10 protein-coding genes are annotated in these 17741 nt (G+C 52.8%); all 10 read right to left on the bottom strand.

Features of this window, described 5'->3' with window-relative positions; genetic code table 11:
- Positions 1–35: 35 nt before the first annotated feature.
- A complete protein-coding gene (gene preA, locus HMPREF1212_RS23295; RefSeq protein ID WP_046151366.1) occupies positions 36–1577 on the bottom strand; it encodes an NAD-dependent dihydropyrimidine dehydrogenase subunit PreA in 1542 nt (513 codons plus the stop codon).
- 21 nt (positions 1578–1598) lie between these two features.
- A complete protein-coding gene (locus HMPREF1212_RS23290; RefSeq protein ID WP_046151365.1) occupies positions 1599–4577 on the bottom strand; it encodes an autotransporter outer membrane beta-barrel domain-containing protein in 2979 nt (992 codons plus the stop codon).
- A gap of 65 nt (positions 4578–4642) precedes the next feature.
- Positions 4643–7438, bottom strand: a complete 2796-nt coding sequence (locus HMPREF1212_RS23285; protein WP_046151364.1) for a hypothetical protein — start codon at positions 7436–7438, stop codon at positions 4643–4645.
- A gap of 22 nt (positions 7439–7460) precedes the next feature.
- Positions 7461–9305: a hypothetical protein gene (locus HMPREF1212_RS23280; protein WP_232430210.1), complete on the bottom strand. Its 1845-nt coding sequence runs from the start codon at positions 9303–9305 to the stop codon at positions 7461–7463.
- 125 nt (positions 9306–9430) lie between these two features.
- On the bottom strand, positions 9431–11479 hold the full coding sequence (locus tag HMPREF1212_RS23275; RefSeq protein ID WP_052725110.1) for a DUF5686 family protein: 2049 nt from the start codon (positions 11477–11479) through the stop codon (positions 9431–9433).
- Between the two features lie 43 nt (positions 11480–11522).
- Positions 11523–12278 (bottom strand): DNA-binding domain-containing protein, encoded by a 756-nt coding sequence (locus HMPREF1212_RS23270; protein ID WP_046151363.1) that lies wholly within the window; start codon positions 12276–12278, stop codon positions 11523–11525.
- Between the two features lie 187 nt (positions 12279–12465).
- The gene (locus tag HMPREF1212_RS23265) at positions 12466–12759 is read right to left on the bottom strand and encodes a helix-turn-helix domain-containing protein (protein ID WP_232430209.1); all 294 of its coding nucleotides are present in this window, start codon (positions 12757–12759) and stop codon (positions 12466–12468) included.
- Positions 12760–12959: 200 nt separating this feature from the next.
- Positions 12960–14777: a helix-turn-helix domain-containing protein gene (locus HMPREF1212_RS27445; RefSeq protein WP_232430208.1), complete on the bottom strand. Its 1818-nt coding sequence runs from the start codon at positions 14775–14777 to the stop codon at positions 12960–12962.
- Positions 14778–14911: 134 nt separating this feature from the next.
- Entirely contained in the window at positions 14912–16525 is a 1614-nt protein-coding gene (locus HMPREF1212_RS23255; RefSeq protein WP_046151361.1) for a DUF6850 family outer membrane beta-barrel protein, read from the bottom strand.
- Between the two features lie 16 nt (positions 16526–16541).
- Positions 16542–17735 (bottom strand): DUF4876 domain-containing protein, encoded by a 1194-nt coding sequence (locus HMPREF1212_RS23250; RefSeq protein WP_052725102.1) that lies wholly within the window; start codon positions 17733–17735, stop codon positions 16542–16544.
- Positions 17736–17741: the final 6 nt, after the last annotated feature.

Below are 17741 nucleotides of genomic sequence, written 5' to 3'. Positions count from 1 at the left end.
TACGGCAAAGATAACGACTCGCCGCGGATTATTCCCTATTCCGGTAAGAATAGTTGTTGTCCGCGGGCTTTTTCCATTCGCTCTCCCTGTTTAATAGCCCCTGTCGGACAGACCAGGCTGCATAGCAGGCAGCCGACACATTGCTCTTCACAGATGGATGGCCGCCGGGAAGGCGGAAAGAAAATAGCCTGGTGTCCTCCGTCGCTACAGGAGATAAAACACCACCCGCAGCCACAGCAAAGCTTTCTGTCGATGACCGGGCGGCATATCGTGCTGCGGTTGAGAGACTCCGGAGGAACTATGTTGGATAGTGCCAACCCAGAAAGCTCCGACAGGTTTTTGTACCTTTTGCGTTGCATGTAGAGTTGTAAACCTTCACGAAGGTCATCGATGATACGGTAGCCGTATTGCATGACGGAAGTGCAGACTTGTAGGTTCGTGCAGCCCAACAACAGAAAGTCGAGTGCATCGCGCCATGTCTCGATACCCCCGATTCCGCTTAACGGCATTTGACCGACAACCGGATCGGAAGCCAGCTCATGAATAAAACGGAGAGCAACAGGTCGTACGGCTTTCCCGGAATAACCGGACACACAGCTTTTACCGGCTATGACAGGCAGGGCTGTCAGTGCTTCTTCGTCGATGCGGGTGATACTCTTGATCGTCTTGATTGCTGCGATACCAGTGGCACCTCCTTCACGAGCGGCCCGAGCTACTGAGATCATATCGGCCAGGTTAGGTGTCATCTTGGCTATAACGGGCAGATGCGTTCCCCGGCAAGTGGCAGCGGTGAAGCTGCGTACCAGTAAAGGGTTTTGTCCTACATCGCTACCCATCCCCTCATTCGTCATCTGGGGACAGGAGAAGTTACATTCGATGATGTCGGCACCGGCCAGAGTGGAGAAGTGGGCTAGTTTCGTCCATTCCTCTTCCATCTGTCCCATGATGGAGGAGACGATCAGTTTGTCGGGATAATGTTGCTTCAGACGGTAGAGAATATCGAAGTTCGTCGGAATGGGAGCTTCCGATAACTGTTCCATATTCTTAAAGCCGATGAAAGGAACCCCCGCCTGCTGTACCTGGTCGAAGCGCGGCGACACCTCCTGTGCAGGGTAGTAGGAGATCGTTTTGAAACAAATGCCTGCCCAGCCGGCTTCCAGCGCACGGGCACACATCTCATAATTATGTGCCACGGGGGAGGAGGCCAGGATAAAGGGATTCTCACAACGGATGCCGCAGAAGTCGATCGACAGGTCGGGCAGGGGTTGCTCTTTGTCTGGCAGGTCAATAGTGGTTCCCTGCCTGTACAGGAAGCCGGCTATCTTTTGGATCTTTACCGCCTGTCCGGTTCGTCCGTGCAGGCAGGCCTTTTCACAGGCACGGGTCGTGCAAGTCAGGCAGGCATCCATCTGACGGGCATGACGGATGGCACCATCCTCATTCTCCAAACGCAGGGAACGGAGCATTCGCGACGGTTGCATCCTGGCTTTGCAGGCTGCGGAGCAAACCGGGGCGTGACACATCCAGCAACGGTTTGCTTCTTCCCGGATCGTATTCTTCGTGATACAGTCTTTCATACTATTAACCTTTCTGTTGAATTACTGATTCGTCTCCCGGTTTCCCTGAAGTTCAGGCATCGACTTCATCACCCATGTATCGCTGAAATCCCAACCTTTGAAGTTACTCTGCGAGCTTAGACCGCCGTTTGAGTTCTTCGTACAGTCGGGGTTATCCAGTTTGTCGTTTGGAGCACTTTCCTTTGAGTAATGGCATTTGACGAAGGTCACTTCCGAGCCTACTGTCGTGTAATAGCGTCCGGCAATACCCCAACCTGTACGTTGCGTTCCGCCGCTGTAGCAATACTCGATACGGCTGTAGGCATTGTTGTCGATGCATCCCACGATACCGGCACAGCTTGTTGCCCCGTTGTGGCCGATCTCCCCTTTATTGTACGAGTTCTTGACGGTGGCATGGCTCCAACCGAAGAAACGACCGACAATACCGCCCACCTTATCCGGTGCATCTATCCGTCCGGTGTTGAAACATTCATTGACAAGGCCGTTGGGATAGTAAGACTCCGTACCGTATATACAGCCGGAGATACCGCCTGCACTGCGGGTACCGATGATGGTACCCTTATTGGAACAACGGTAGAGTTGTCCCTGTATAAGGCTTCCGGTGATGCCACCCACCTCGTCCTTTCCGGTGATATCGCCGGTATTATGACAGTTGGGAACCTGGATATTCGAGTTCTTGTTGCTACGGTGACCTCCGATGATGCCGCCAGTCTGGTCGCCACCCCTTATCTGAAGGTTATCCGGCTGTTCGTCTATGTAGCCGACGATACCGCCCGTCAGGTGTTCACTCTCGACATTAACCACAGTGGAATGGTTCTCGCAGCCGGAGATAGCCGTTTTGGCGATAGCGCCTGCTATGCCACCCACTTCGCCGGTCGCATTACAGAGTATACGGTTTTCCGACCGGGTAACGCATGTTTTGATCTCGCCCCCTTGCTGGTAACCGACAATGCCGCCCGTTTTCTCACCTCCCTGTACGGAGCCGGTGAAGGTGCACTGGTTGAATGTGCCTTTATCCAGCAAGCCGATCAGGCCGCCTGTATATTTCGTTGTCGATGCTGCTTGTCCTACAATGTAACCCAGTTTGACATTACTCACGGATGCTTTGCCCGCACTACCTGCCAGTCCGCCTATCGATTCATTGCCGATCACCGTACCGGTTATGGTGGGAAGGTCGATCCCCTCTGCCGTGAGATCGCCGGCATATCCTACGTATCCTCCGCTATACTTGCCGCCAGCTGTTACGTTGGCCTGGCTGCGCCCTCCGGATAACCTGACTTTATTGGCCTGGCCTACAAAGCCACCGGCATAATCACCCGTTACCTCTACATTTCCCTGGTTCACGCAGCTGCTATTGAAGCTGATGCTTCCGGTAGCCTGTCCTACCAGACCTCCGGCCTGCATGCCCGAAGCCTGTATGTTGCCGCCATCATTCCGGCAGTTCTCGATAGTTGTTGCAGATACGCTAAGGCCGATCAGGCCGCCTACCTGGTCAGTACCGTACGTATTGGAGGTAAGGCTGCTATTCTTCAGCGTGACACCCTCACCGGCATGAACGTATCCGATCAGTCCCCCCGTATGTGCTCCGGCATCGATATATTTCTGGCTTGGGTCGGGTTGGGCACCCATCTTGTTTTTACCCGACTGGCAATTATCGAGCACCACAGACCCCTCGGTGGAGATGGCACCGATAATGCCGCCGAAATCCCTTCGGTCGCTACCCTGCGCATCGATGGCGGAGCGGTTGACTGCATTTGTCAGAGTCAGTGGCTGTGTACATCCGCCGATGATGCCGCCGACACTCCGCTCGCCGGTGATCACCATCAACTCCATTGTTAGGTTATTTATTGTGAGTGAGGTGGATGAATTGGTGGCCGTGACGAAGCCAATCACACCGCCTATGTTTTCATTACCCAGCACCGCTGCATTGTTGGAGAGGTTGTTGATCTGTACAGTAGCCCCGTCGGCAACGTTGACACAGCCTATCACTCCGCCGATACAATCTGTGTAAGGGTTGTTTTGCTGGTTAGATTCCACGCTGTTGTTGTCATTCTTGCAATTCGTAACGCTTCCTCCTTCCATACATCCGATCAGTCCGCCTACATGGCTGATGCCAGAGATCCTACCGTTCGTGGCGGAACAGTCCGTAACGGCGGCATTCTCTTTCAGAACCGCAACCAGTGTGCCGATATTCTTATTGGCTTTCAGGATATTGGTCACGTCGAGGTGCACGCTGTCGATCGTAGCATTGCCGGCCGCCACGGCAAAGAGTCCGATGTTATTGGTCGTACCGGAAGAGATAAACTTGAGCTTGTTGATGACAAATCCCCCTCCGTTGTAATGTCCGAGGAAAGGCTTCTGGGTTCCGATCGGTAAGATACCGCCATTCGTTTCATTATATGGCTTGTTGCTTCCTTCATCACAGTAGATGTCGCATATCTGTTGGAACCAAGTGTTTTCCCATCCATTCTCGTCGCAGAAAGCGGAAATGGCATTGATGTCTTTCAGTGAACTGATCTTGTAAGGCCATTCGCAGGTTCCTTTGCCGAACAACTCCAGGTCTTCATTCCATATATCCTGACAGGTGATAATACCTTTTTCATCCAGTGTGATGGTGAAGCCCAGGTCGTAGCCAGCTGTTTCTTCCCGGTTGATTACGTACTTAACGGTATAGGTTATACATTTGGTACCTTCCGGCAGGAGCAGGTGCATATACGTGCCGTCTTTCTTTTCGCCGGCCGAGCCGGGTATCATATACTCATTGCCATCATTGTCTTCGAGACAGAAAATCCATTCGCCCGGAGGGGCAACGCTGGTGGCCGAGAAGATCGGGATCGAGGCGGCGACTTCATGGGTGAGCACTATCACATTCTCTTCATTCGGTTTGCCGGGAATGTCCGGTATATCTTCGTCATCCTTGCTGCAACCGGTTGCCAGCAGGCTTCCGAAAAGCAGCAGGAGGGGAATCAGTTTCCCTGTTATTTCATATGTCATCTTCATGTCTGTATGTTGTTTGATAATTAATCTATTTCACTCTCAGCAAGGGTGCTGGGAAGGCCTCGGATTTATTCGAAGGTCGAGCGGTTTATCGCCGGGAGAGATTCAAAAGGTAGCCATTCCCACTCTTTCTCCAAGTTAAACAAGGTGTATGTCTTTTTCTCGAATACATCTGCTCCTTTTTCACGTACATCGATGTTCTTGCCTTTCGAGCTGTACATCTCACATTCTTTGTAGAACAGTGCACCATCATCGCGCAAATTAAGGCTGCGTTCTACCGCCGGTAAATGCCCTCCTTTGCCGAACATATAACCGGCATGGTCGCCCTCTACCGGGCCGAAGTTGGCCGAGTCGAGGATACGGGCATAATCGTGCAGTTCACCTGCAATACCTCCCGAGAAGTATTTACCGGAAGCCTTAACCTCTCCATAATTGAAACATTGGATGATACCGACACGGTTGTAGCTGTAGTCCGTCAGGTTCATCACGAGGTTGTAGAAAGCAACGATGGCGGTCACGACGATACTCACCGGGTTGGGCACCGGACAGAAGCCGATGATGTCGCCCAGGAAAGCGATCGTTTCGCCCACGTGGGCCGCCACTTCACGCATCTCCTCACGGGCATGCATCTTGTCCTCCACATCGTTGCGCCAGTCATTCAGGTTATTCTGGTATTTGCTATCCGCGTGGTTGATGCGTCCGAGGAAGTCCCTTTGGTTGGACAGCTGCCGACTGTAGGGGCCGGGCGAAACCATCAGGTGGTTGGACTTAATCTCGACAAGGTTGAAGCGGTTGTTGTGATACTTCTCAAGCTCACTGCTTCTTTTATACTCCAGATCTTCCAACTGCTGGCGCGAGACGGCCGACTCTTCCACCACGTTGTTGGCAATCGCCCAAGCGAAATCGTTTACCGAGGTAAGCGCTCCGAGTACATTGTTCGCGATACCTATCTGCAAGCTTCTGGCCATCATCTTGGCCGCTTTCTGCTTGCTGCCTCCCGCTCCCGGTATCTCGGAAGCCGACATGCCGATGGTAGCAATGCTTAGGGCGGTGCCTAACACCATATCGGCTATCATCTTATCCGTCAGGTTACGCGGTTTGCCGGCACGTCCTATGATACCGCCGGCTGCCCCTTGGTCGGCACTCACGCTGCCGAAGTTACCGCAATAGGATACGATACCCAGCAGGTCGCAACCGCCCAGGATACCACCTACCGTACCTTTGCCGTTGGGATTACTTACCTTGCCGCAATTGTTGGAGCCGGTTATCACGTAGTCCTGTGCCGAACCCAGTACGCCGCCTGTAAAGCTGTCTTCGTCCGATCCGTAGCAACTAACATCCCCGTCATTGGTCGATCCGATGATAATAGCCATCGGGCCTAATCCCGCCAGGCCGCCCACATTCTTTTGACTTGCCTTTACCGTAGCAAAGTTATAACTGCCGGAAATCAATATCTGAGCGGCACCGACCAGGCCTCCGACCTCACTGTTACCCTTCACTTCGGCATAGTTACCACTGGTGTAGACATGCGTATCGCCATAGGTCTTTTCCGATGAGTTACGGGCGGTAGAACCGATGATACCACCAACTTCGCGGTCGCCTGTCACCGTTCCGCGGTTCTCGCTGAAGCTGGTTATGACGTTCAGTCCGCCGCCTACCAATCCGCCGGTACCGATAGAGTTGATGCCGCCATCGATCATCCCCGAGTTCTTGCAATCATTTACCATGAGGGTATCGGCCGAGCCGATCAGTCCGCCCACGATCCCCGACCGTCCTGTGACCGCAGCCGTGTTCGTGCATCCTTCGAGGGTGACGGTCGAGGCAAAGAAAGCCGCCCCGATCAGTCCGCCTACTCCCTGGTAGGGAGCCGTTACCGGCATGTGATTCGTGCATTTGCTCATCACCAGACGTGCATTCTGATTAACACCGCCTACCAGTCCGCCCACCAGGTAGGGTGCCTGTATCTTACAATCGGACGACACCGTGCAGTTGCTCAGTCCGGAGGTCAGGCGCATGTCGCCGGTCGACACTACTGCCCCGACCAACATGCCGGCTACGGCAAAGTCACTCTCGATCGTCGAACTTTCCAGCTTCACGTTGCGGATACTGCTGTTAATGATAATGCCGAACAATCCGGCAGGCTGGGGCACGATATCGCCCGTGCGCTTGACGGTCATGTTCTTGATCTTGTAGCCTTGCCCGTCATAGTGTCCGGCAAACGGCCTTGTTATGTGGTTGCCGATCGAGTTCCAGCCGCCGTTGAGGTTGGCACAGGGAACCTTCAGCGAAAGGTTCGCCGTCTGTATGTAGTATTTATCGCCATACTTTTTATTATTCTCCTCCGTTGAGTTAACCAGGTTCATTAAGTTTTGAAGATGGGCATACGAGGAGATGCGGAAAGGATCGTCTTTAGTTCCCGAGCCATAACATTCCAGGTTAGGGTCGGGTGTTTCTTCCTTCAATGTGCAGGCTGTAGGGGTGATACTCATCTCGCACCCCAGGGGGACATCGAGTCCTACTTCGGCTTCATTGGCCGGCCGGTCGCTTTTCACCAGGACAGCCCGGTTGAAATAATAATCGCCGGTGCGTACAGGCGACTCGGGGATAAAGACCACTTCCCCTTCTTCGGAATAGACTATAGCCGCTACTACCAGTTCCGATTTATCCTCTCGGTTGGTGAAGTAACACTCATAGGCTCCCGGTGCCATCTTCCTGTGGAAGTTGACGAAACGAAATTCACCTTCGTAGTAGGAGGTACTTGATAATGGTTCATCCGTCTCATTTTCATCTTTGCAAGCAGTCCCAATGCATAAAAGGATGCAGAGCGACAGCCACCACCATACAGGTTGTTTGTAATCTTTCATGATGTATAATATTTGAGTATTCTTAAAAGAGTATGTCTACTTCCATGTTACTGATCCACTCTACCGGGCGCCCCTTCACTTTGTTGCAGGTTACGGCGAACTTAAGGGGGAGAATGATCCCCAACGGAATACGCAGCCACCCCGGCATGTTGAATTCATGCAGTCCGATCAGCGACCCCAGCTGTATACCGGTCGACGGAGCCACCAGGAAACGTGTTTCATTGTTACGACGGTCGATACCCATTTCCATGTACCCGTAAAGACCCAGGAAACGGTTGGGCGAAACGAAGATGTCGGCAGCATAGTTCACACCCGCCTTGACATTCCAGTTTTTCATTATATAAGAGCCGGAAGGAGCATGCATATAATATCCGGAGATGGTGGGGCTGACCCATTGTGCCACATCCCCCGGTTTCATAATCATTGTTGTCCCGTTGCCGAATTTATGCCAATTGAACATGCTGGCATTCAGGCGGGCACCATATACCATCACCCCTTCGCGATGTGCATGGATAGGCATCCCGATCAGAAACATAAAGGAATTGGCTACCCTCGAACGGATGAAGTTGCGGGTGAAAGGTTCCTGTACGATCAATTGCAATTCCTCTTTGCGTTCGTCCGTGAGGTCGTTCATCGGCAGTGTATTTATGTCTGTTCCGAATGGGATGGGGAACTGGCGCACGACAGGAAAGTTTGCATACACGAAGTCGGGAAGCGCTTTCTCGTTGTCGGGAAGCTCATCGAGCAGGTTACGGGTATCTCCTGAAGAGGCTTGGTGCCAGGCAGCCCATACTTCCGTAAGCGACTGGCAGGTAGCCGTCACCACCTGGTAAAACACCTGTGTCTCACGTTCGTAGCTGTCGCCTTTATCCAGTGAGTAAGGATGATGTTCTGTGACACGGATATTTAGGTAGTCATCCGCATTCTTATAGCTCATGGCATTCTGATTCAAGCGTTTGTCGCCATAGGCCGACCAGGTTTCGCCTTTCATATTAGCTGTTTGTACGGGGATCGTGTTATAGAAGTCGTGCAGACTCTTGTTGTTGGAGACGGCCGATGCCGAGAAGCCACGTCGCACCATCTGATGGCCGGAAGCGAACGAGTCTTGCAGGAAGTGTTCGGCAAAGGCTTCGTAGAGAGAGGCGTAGAACATCAGGTCGTTTGCACTTGTCCGGTTACCTGCGTGCAGTTGTTTGCCCGCCTCTTCGGCCAGATAGACGGCAAAGATATGTATGCAGAAATACTTTGAGAGGGATGGCAGATGGTTCAGTTCGGAGAAGACTTCATTCACTTCAGAAGGTTTCTGCAAGCGGCGTATCAACTCCGGGTCTATCATGCGCAGGTGTTCGTTCATTCCTTTCCCGTAGGCATAGAAGTGCGAAAGGTCTTTGATAGCCAGCAGCCCGTAAGCCAGGTTGATGTCGAGCAACTCCTTGCTGGATGCGCCGGTGAGGAACTCGTTCATGGCTTTAAATTCGAGTGCCAGTGTCCGGTTTGTCTTAGAGAAGTGGGTCTGCAGTCCGGTTTCGAGCAAGAGCGGGTTCTCGACATGGTCGCCCGCCAGTCCGCAAAGCGTACCATAGGTTACAATATTAGGCAGTTGGGTCAGCTCGTTCATGGCATAGGCATTCGTCCCTTCCATGTGCGACATATTAAGGATAGAAAGCAAGGCTCTATCTGCTTCCTCTTCAGTGGAGAAGATACCGGATTTAACCAATTGGGCAGGCAGCAGGCTCATAGCGCGGTCGCCAATCTTGCGATGTTCTGCAAAATCCCAGGCAAAGCAGGGTAACTGAAGAAGTGAAAGGGCGGCAAATACCAATACAGGTAGCCGGCGCCATAACATGTTCGGGTACTTTATTCTCATACTAATACTGTGTGTGTCTATCAATTCAGTGGTAAATGTATCACAGGGAGTGCAGAGACACAAGGGGTAAGAGCAGGTATGAATGATCCGGGACTTCTTTTGAACAATCTGGTACTCCTGGACTCCTATTGGAACAGTTCAAAGGTAAGCTTCACACCAACGCTACGATACCGTCCTTGCTCGAAGCCGGCAAAGACTCCCACATTGAATAGGTCGCTACCCACCCCATAACCCAGCTCCGTGTAGCAGGGAAGCGACGGTGTCCAGAGCTGGCCGAGATACAGGCGTTCCGACACGACATAGCGTGCATGCCGGGTCTTAAAGAGTTGAAGCAGAAGTAACGGGCTTTCGAACATCAGATGCCCCTGGACGTAACTGTCGGATACGTTGTACCATTCCCCCTTCAACTGATTGAACACGCCCCCGAAACGGTCGTCCCACGACTCGGGGAAATAACGCCGGGCGAAGTAGCGGAAGTCGGAGAAGTAGAGCGACCGGCGATTGAAGTAGAACCCGCCGCTCAGGTGGTAGTTGAGTCGTTGCGACAAGCCTATGCGGATGCTTTGGTGCATATCTGTCTCTACCCGGCCGTAATTGCCAGCCCTTTGACCTACTCCCGGGATAGCCTGTACCACCTCAATGGAGAAGGTTGGGAAGTGGGAGTAAAGGTACTCTTTCCGGTAACCGTCCATCCAGTAGTACTGCCGTGGCGTATAGGTGAGGCCTACCGACGGTGTGAAGTCGTGGAAGGTTCCCCCTCCGGTTGTCGGTACCCGGCGGTGAAGGGAAAGGCCAGCTTCCAGGCGCAGTCCGTTAGCCGGTTCGATGCTGTTGCGCAAGTCTACATAATAGTGGTGGAACTTGTTATGCCTTTCGTCGGCCAGCTGGAATACCGAGTCTTGTAATTGCTGCCCGATCTTTGCCATCACGCCAGCCGGGTAACTTGGGTTATCGTTGGCAGCAATCAGGCTGAGTACCCCCATCCGGCTGGGAAGGTACTCCCAGTCTGCCGCCAGTTTAAAGAATAACTGCCTCCGCTTGAACACATATCCCAGTTCCGGACGGAAACGCAACTGGCGGTCGCGGGCGAAGGTTTTGCTGATGCGTATCCGCTGGTGGTAGGTGAAGCCGTTGCTACCTGAATATCCCAGCTGGAAAGGGTTGAGCAAGCCCGAGTATTTCACGCGGGTAGTCTTATAGTCGAGGTTCATGGTGTTGGTCAGCCGCCCGGTCATCTTCAGGTAAGGGGTGAAGCTGTTGCTGTCGGTAGTAGCAGACGATTGACCGGGGAGCAGCCGATATACATTCAACTCTTCGGGCGTAGGGGCTGCATCGCGTTTCGACAGCCAATAGGCCGTATCGCGTACTATCGGTATCGTGTCTGACGAAAGGCTGAAATAACGTGTCCGGTCGAGCGGTTTTGGTTGTGGCGGCTCGTTGTCTTCCTCCGTCCAGGTGACTGCCCTATAACGGAAAGCTACATGATAACTGTTCGTCAGCTTGTTACCCAATGCATGGAAGTGAGCTTTCAGATCGGCTTCTTCGGGTAGCAGGAAGTAACGGCGGTCGCGGCTGAAACGCATCTGCAAGGTAAATTCCGAGAGGGTGGAGAGGCCGTTTATCACAATGCGGTCTATCGTCCAGCTCTTGTCTATGATGTAAAGTTCCCCGTCGAGTAACTTCTGGCTCCATTGCTTCGGACTGAAACGGATGTGGTAGATGCGGATGCCGGCTATATCCTCAGTACCTTCCAGATAGAAGTTGTAATAACGGAAAGCTCCACGGGCTACAGGCATGATGATCCCCTTATCGTAGATAGTGGGCGAGTAGACATTGAGATTGATAAACGACAGTACTTCCTTCTGCTTCCGGGCCCGGAAGGGACGGTTGCTGTTGATGGCGCGGATATCATGGTGATAGTTGCCAGGAGCCTCGTAGCGGAAGTCACTTACCATTTCGAAGGCAGTCTCTTTCTGGTTCGACTCGACAGGGAAGACCAGGTTGGCGAAATATAAGAGGAGGTTCTTTTTCTGCACCGTTGTAAGCCCTTTCACATACACTTCTGCTTCGTAGGATGCAACGGCCTGTTCATAGAGGGCTGCATTGGCTACCACGTGACGCATAACGGAGTCGACCTGACTTCTGTCTCCTTTCCGCGATGCCTGGGTTGTCATGGAAAGGAGAAGAAGGATATAAAGTATACAGGTTAACTTCACTTTATTCAATAACCGGACGGTCGTCGTCACCTCCGCCACCACCACCGCCTACCTCTACGTTGCAGGATACGGAACGGGGTTGTTTCAACATACTGGTGCCGCCATTACTGTATTGAGTTGTTATCTTTAGTTCATATATACCGTCTTTTAAGTCAGCAGGGAGGAGCAGCAACAATTCGGAAGGGTTATTGATAACGATATCTTCCGCTGCGATTTTACTTACCGTACCGTCAGTATGGGTCAGGGTAACGCCCACCGACTCATCAGTACCGATAACTTTCAGGCGGGCACCACGTACAAAGACATTATGTCCCGGCGTGATCCGGTTGCGATCCATACCGATTATGCGGTCTTCCACTTCAATAATATACATACTGTCGGGTTTGGTGCTTTCTACAATCACCTTTGTCTGGCGGATGGCATCACGCAGCAGTTTGTCTTGTTGGAAATCCACATACACCGAGTTCTTTTCAGGGTTCCATACGCCGCCTTCTATCATTCCGCTGAAGCGGGCCACAGCACGGAAAAGTCCGACATTGACACTATACCCGTTTAGGATGAGTTCGGCGATTATACGCAGAAAGAGGGTCACGACATGTACGATTGTTTCTTTCTTTACTCCGGTGATTTCTTTCCCCATCTCCGTGTAGACAGTCTCCAGGTCTACCGATCCGGCGGAGTTTAACATAAGGATCTTGCCTCCTTTTTTGCGGCCTATCGGTAAATCGACCAGCCAGCCTTTTAGTTTGTTCATCATAATACGTCAGGTTTTAAAGTGCCGCGTTCTTCCCGGTATAGGAAAGGTTAACTGACCCTGTTTAAACATTTGTTGTAAAATCTCATACAGCAAATGTATCGATAGCAGCTGTGAAAAACAATAGGTGTTAAATGATATGGATGAAGTGGTACTGCTTTCGAATGATATGGTACAAGGTGAATCTATTTTACTGTCGTAAGTATTCCTGCGGACTGCATCCCATGATAAGCCGAAACTGGCGGTAAAAGGATGTACGTGAGGCAAATCCTGAGCCGGAATAGAGTTCTTTGAAGCTTTTGTCAGGGTTACTACGGAGTGCTTCAAGCAGATGGTTTACCCGGTAGGAAGCAAGCCAAGTGTTGAAATTGCTCTTCGACTGGTTGTTAATGGTCGTCGAGAGAAGCGTACGGTTTGTTCCGATAATACGTACCAGCTTTCCAAGGTTCAGCTGAGGATCGAGGTAGGGTTGCTCTTGGTCCATGACGATTAAAACACGCTGATATAAGCGATGCATTATGATAGAATTGTTCGTCTTGTTATCCATAACTTATGAGGGACTAGTCAGTAGTATTTGCTAATTTTTCTCCCCAAAGGTATAAATACAGTAGCTAAAATATCAACGTAGCCCATGAGATACGAATGATCTGGAACGGATTATGGACGAAATGGTACAACCGGCCTTTACCCTCTGGTTCTTTCTTTCATATATTGCTTCGGCGTGAGGCCAGTTGCCTGCCGGAATTGGCGATAAAAGGTCGTGCGCGAAGCGAAGCCGGCCTGCGGATAGATTTCGTCGATATAGCAATCGGGTTGCAGGTCGATCTGTTGAATCAGGTAGTTCACGCGATAGGCGGCCAGCCAGTTGCTGAAGGAGGTCTGTGCCTGCTGGTTGATGGCTGTGGATAGCTGCGTACGATTCGTTCCGGCCAACCGCGACAGGGCGATGAGGTCGAACTTCGGGTCAAGAAAAGGCTGCTCGTTCTCCATGATCCGGAGCACACGGTGGAAGATACGGCGGTAGACTCCTTCGGTGTCAGCGGTAAAAGCTATTTCACTCTCCGGTAAAGGAGGAGAAGAGAGGAGAGATAAGGGGAGGGCGATTCGCGAATCTCCCGTACGGGAGAAGTATTCTTCGGGAAGGATGTTTTTCGGATCGGGGTGGGGTTGCTCCAAGAGAAGGGAGCGGATGGAGAGCCAGTCGGCATGGCGTTCTGCCATCAGGATGAAGAGTTGGCGCAGGCGTTGGCGGCGTTTGTGCCACCACAAACCGGCAGTTGCAAGTGCGGCTGCCAACAGGATTACTACAACGGACAGGACATATTGCATCCGGCGGGCGGCGGCTGTGGCTTCCTGCTGATAGCTTAATTGACTGCTAAGCAGTTTGTTGCGGTATATTTCTTCGATGCGTTGTTCGTTAATCTTCCGGCGGACTTCGTTGGTTACGTTCTGCAGGGAGTCGGCACGGCGGGCATATTCAATGGAACGGTCTTTCTGCCCGAGGCTGTAATAGCATTGGGAGAGAAGGCGGGAGGCATTGATCGGTGGGGTTTCAATATCGCTTGTGTAATAGGAGTAGGTGTTTTTATATTTATCGGTGCGGCTGTCGGCAGCTGCAACGCGGGCAAGCAGGGGGATGGCTTCATGATAGCGTCCGGCCTGTTGCAGCAGGGAGGCGTAGTCGTAGAAGATATACAGTTCGTTGTTGCTGTAGTTTCCACTTTTGCGGGTAAGGGACAGACTGTCGATAGTGGCAACGGTCACGGCATATAAATGCATGGCTTCGGTGCTGCGGCCGAGGTTGCGCAGGGCTTGTCCTTTTATGAGGCAGGAACCGGAGGCTCCTGATTTGTTATTGCCCCAGGTGGCCAGGCTGCTATCGGCATAAGCCAGTGCGTCGTCATTGCGATTGAAGCGTAGCAAGGCATTGGCCATCTGGTTGTACCATATGTGAAGCTTGGTCGCTTTTGCCGGGCGTGCCTTGCGAAGCCAATGGAAACAGATTGCCGGGCGGTTATGATAGTTGTACATATTGGCCAGGGCATAGTAGTAGGGTTTCAGATTTTCTTCACCATAAAGGGTACGCACGAGGGGAGCCTGTCGCTGTAGTACGTCAAGGGCGGCTGTCGTATCGTGGATAGCCTGGTGGTAACGGAAGATGTCCCAGCGGGTGACGCAGAGCAGACTGTCGTTGCCTGTTTGGAGAGCGATTGCTTCGGCTTCGGCACAGAGCCCGTCCGTCATTTCGCGATCGATGCGATAGCTTTTGGCCAGCAAGATACGTTTGAGTTGCAGGCGTTGTACCGGGGTAAAGCGATACTCCTGTTCGGCATTGAAGAGGGCGACAGGGGTGATTTCTTCTTCACCGGATGCCCGGATGCCTTTCTGCTGGCTGAGGGCGGTTTGCAGGAAGCGTTCGGCTTCTTCAGATGACTTGCGGGGAGTACACGCAAGCACTAAAAGGAGCAAGATAGGGAGATATAAACAGATCGTTCGTTTCATATTAATACGGTGTTTTAGAATATTCATTATTTCTGCGGTACCCTCAGCGCCCTTGCTGCGGGTGACCCATCAAGCTTGCTGAGGGTGCCCCACTAAAGGCGCTGAGGGTGCCGCAGAAAAGGAGGGGGATGCGATCATAGCCATACGATCAGGGCAAGCATGCCTCCTCCTCCTGTTTTATCTAATTGATAATCAGTTTGGTTTTTTGCAATCCGTTCCAGGTAGGCTTGCAAACGCAGACCTCCGTCTACGCTGCCTGCCAACGGACGACGGTATTCTGCTTGCAGGCCGAAGCCGAGACGGGTGGTGGTGAGGGCGGCAAAGGTGGAGCTGACACGCCCGTAGTTGCGGTAGGCCTTTATTTCGACTGCCGCATTGTTCTCTTCACGGGTGATGCGTTCCTCTGTTCCATTGCCCGTCAGGAGGGTGACGGAAGGGCGCAACATCAGGCCGGCGGTATGAGGAAGGGGCATACGGCACACGAAGGCGGCTTCGGCATGGATAGTGCCGGTGAGCTGGGCGATAGTGAAAGGGTAACTGTAAATCTCTTCACGGTTGCCTGACCATCCAATGGCGAGTTGCCAGGCTTGCGTGGCACCGTCGGGGGTATAGTCGCGTGCCAGGCAGTAGCTGACGGACAAGTCTGCCGTGTGGCGTGAAGCGAAACGCAGCAGGCCAAAACGTACCCAGGCTCCGTTGAAGTTATTCGGGTCGGGACGTTGCAGGATGCGGTCGGACAGGGTACGTTTCAACAACAGGGCGGGAGAGACGAGATGCGTCCAACGTCCGTGGCCGATGCTAAGACGGCTGCGGTAGCCGAGGGTGAGGTATTGCTCTTTCCAGCCATGCATATTCTCGGAATCGTCGGGACTGAGGCGGCGGCGTTCAAAGCTGGCATATAACTCGTTGAACCAGCTCCATCCCGGTTGCAGCCATTCTGCCTGCCCGGCAGCTTGCCATTCGTTTCCTATGCTGCGGAAGATGTTGCTGTTGCCTGCTGAACTGCGGAGTATGCCGGTGTTTCCGTCGTTGATTTCCTGCATGGGAATAAAGTACCCTAGCGGGTAGGTATAGAGACGTTCTTTGTAGGTACTTCCATAAGTGAGTAATTCCGTACGATGGGTGTAGCCGGTGGAGAGTCCGATACGTCCCTGCCGGCCGGAACGGACTAGTCCGGCTGAAAGAACAGCGGTATGTGCACTGCCTGAATATCGCTTTTCGGGCGAGGCATCTTTATTCGCTGTCGCAGTATAGGACATCGCCAGTCCGGCCAGCAGGCGGGGGGAGAGGACATAGGCGGCTTTCCCGTAGAGGCTGTATTGCTCGGAGTGGCGGGGATTGGCGAGCGAGTCGCCTGCCGTGATGAGGTAGCCGGGTTGCTCGAGGAAGTTCCAGCTTTGTCCTTTCAAGCGGTATTGTTGCCAGCCAAGGCCGCCGGAGAGTTGCAGCGCACCCAGGCGTTTGTAGCCATCGACGGTTCCACGGTAAGACAGCAGCCTGTCCGGTTGGTCGGTAGCGCAGAAGGCGGGGCGCAGGTTCTTGTGTCCGATGGTTATTTCCATCAGGCTGTCGACTTCGGTCAGCTGTATGCCGGCCGGGTTGATCGATTGTTCCCAGGGATTGAACTGCCGGTAGCTACCGATGTCCGGGCGTATGGTTCCGCTTTGATGTTGCGCGGTGGTGGCCGGTATCGCAGTTAGAAAGAGGAGCCCGGTAAAGAGAAGGGGATATAGTTGTTTTATCTTCATGACAAGAGGATGCTTATTAGTTTGTTTCGGAGATATCTTTTAAACTGGGTACTTCTTCATTGAAGTTGTAGTAGGTGCCGCTTCCGGTCTTCCAGATGATTTGCCCGTCTTTTTCCCAATGGGCTCTCCGCCAGGCATTACCCTGCCCGGAAGGGCCTGCTATGCCCGGCTCCGGATCTATATTGAACGGAAGACGACTGTTGATGGCCAGGGAGGGAGACGAGACATAGTTGGCCACATCGATCACCCATTCGGCGGGGATGTGCAGGTATTGCAGTTTGGAAGAGCTTTCCGGCTCTTTGCATATATGGGCGGCATCGGCCACCCAGGCTGCCATATCGCTTTGGGGCATGAAGAGCAATACCGTCGGGCCGCTTACCGTCAGGGCGTAGGCCGTACCGCTGGTATGCCATACGAGGCGGAGGGGCTTTACACCGGCTGTGATCTTGCTGTCGCGTAACGACGCATTCCAGAAGGCCCATTCCACGTGCGAAAGATCCAGTGAAGCGGGGATGCCTGCCTCTCCGGCGGTGTGGTCGATCGCATTAGTAGCCACTATCTGCCGCTCTCCGGGCAGTAGGGGATAGTCGGTGCCGTTACCGGGAAATTGCCAGCACATCATCGTGAGGGGGATCTCTTTCATGTCGGTGTACTTCATCCAGCTCGATGGCTTTGCAGTGGTGAAGGGGGCGGCCTGTCCGATACAGAGTCCGTCGAGGTAGAGCGTCCGGGAGGAGTTGTTGGCGATGGTCAGGTACTGGTCGGTAGTATAAGTCGACTTGCCATCGGGCTTCAGGCAACCGCCGAAGTAGAGTTCGTCTATCACCAGTTGCGGAACGGCATTCAGGGTGATGGGGATCTCCAGATCGATATCTTCATTACCGGGCTCTACATAGAGGTCGGCGTATCCACCGTTGTAGTTGTAGGTTGTCAGCCCCTTCGTTAGCGTATGGCTGAAACTGATGGTGCAGGAACCGGGTGTGATGGTGAGGTCGGCACGGCCTTCGGCATCAGTCGTCACGGTGTAGGTATTGCTTAGTGTCTGGTTTTTAAGCGTGACCGGAATATCTCCGAGAGGGAGTACGAGGGTGCTGTCTTCCAGTACGAGTTGAATGTGTATCGTCCGGATACTGAATGTATTCTCCGTACATCCCGGTAGGAGCAACAGGAGGCTGAGCAGTTGGCAGATGAGTCGTAAGTATGTAGTCATATCGTG

The organism is Parabacteroides sp. HGS0025 (genome assembly GCF_000969845.1).
Classification (GTDB): Bacteria; Bacteroidota; Bacteroidia; order Bacteroidales; family Tannerellaceae; genus Parabacteroides; species Parabacteroides gordonii.
The sequence above is the reverse complement of the archived record's forward strand: the minus strand, read 5'-3'. Positions and strand labels throughout refer to the sequence as shown.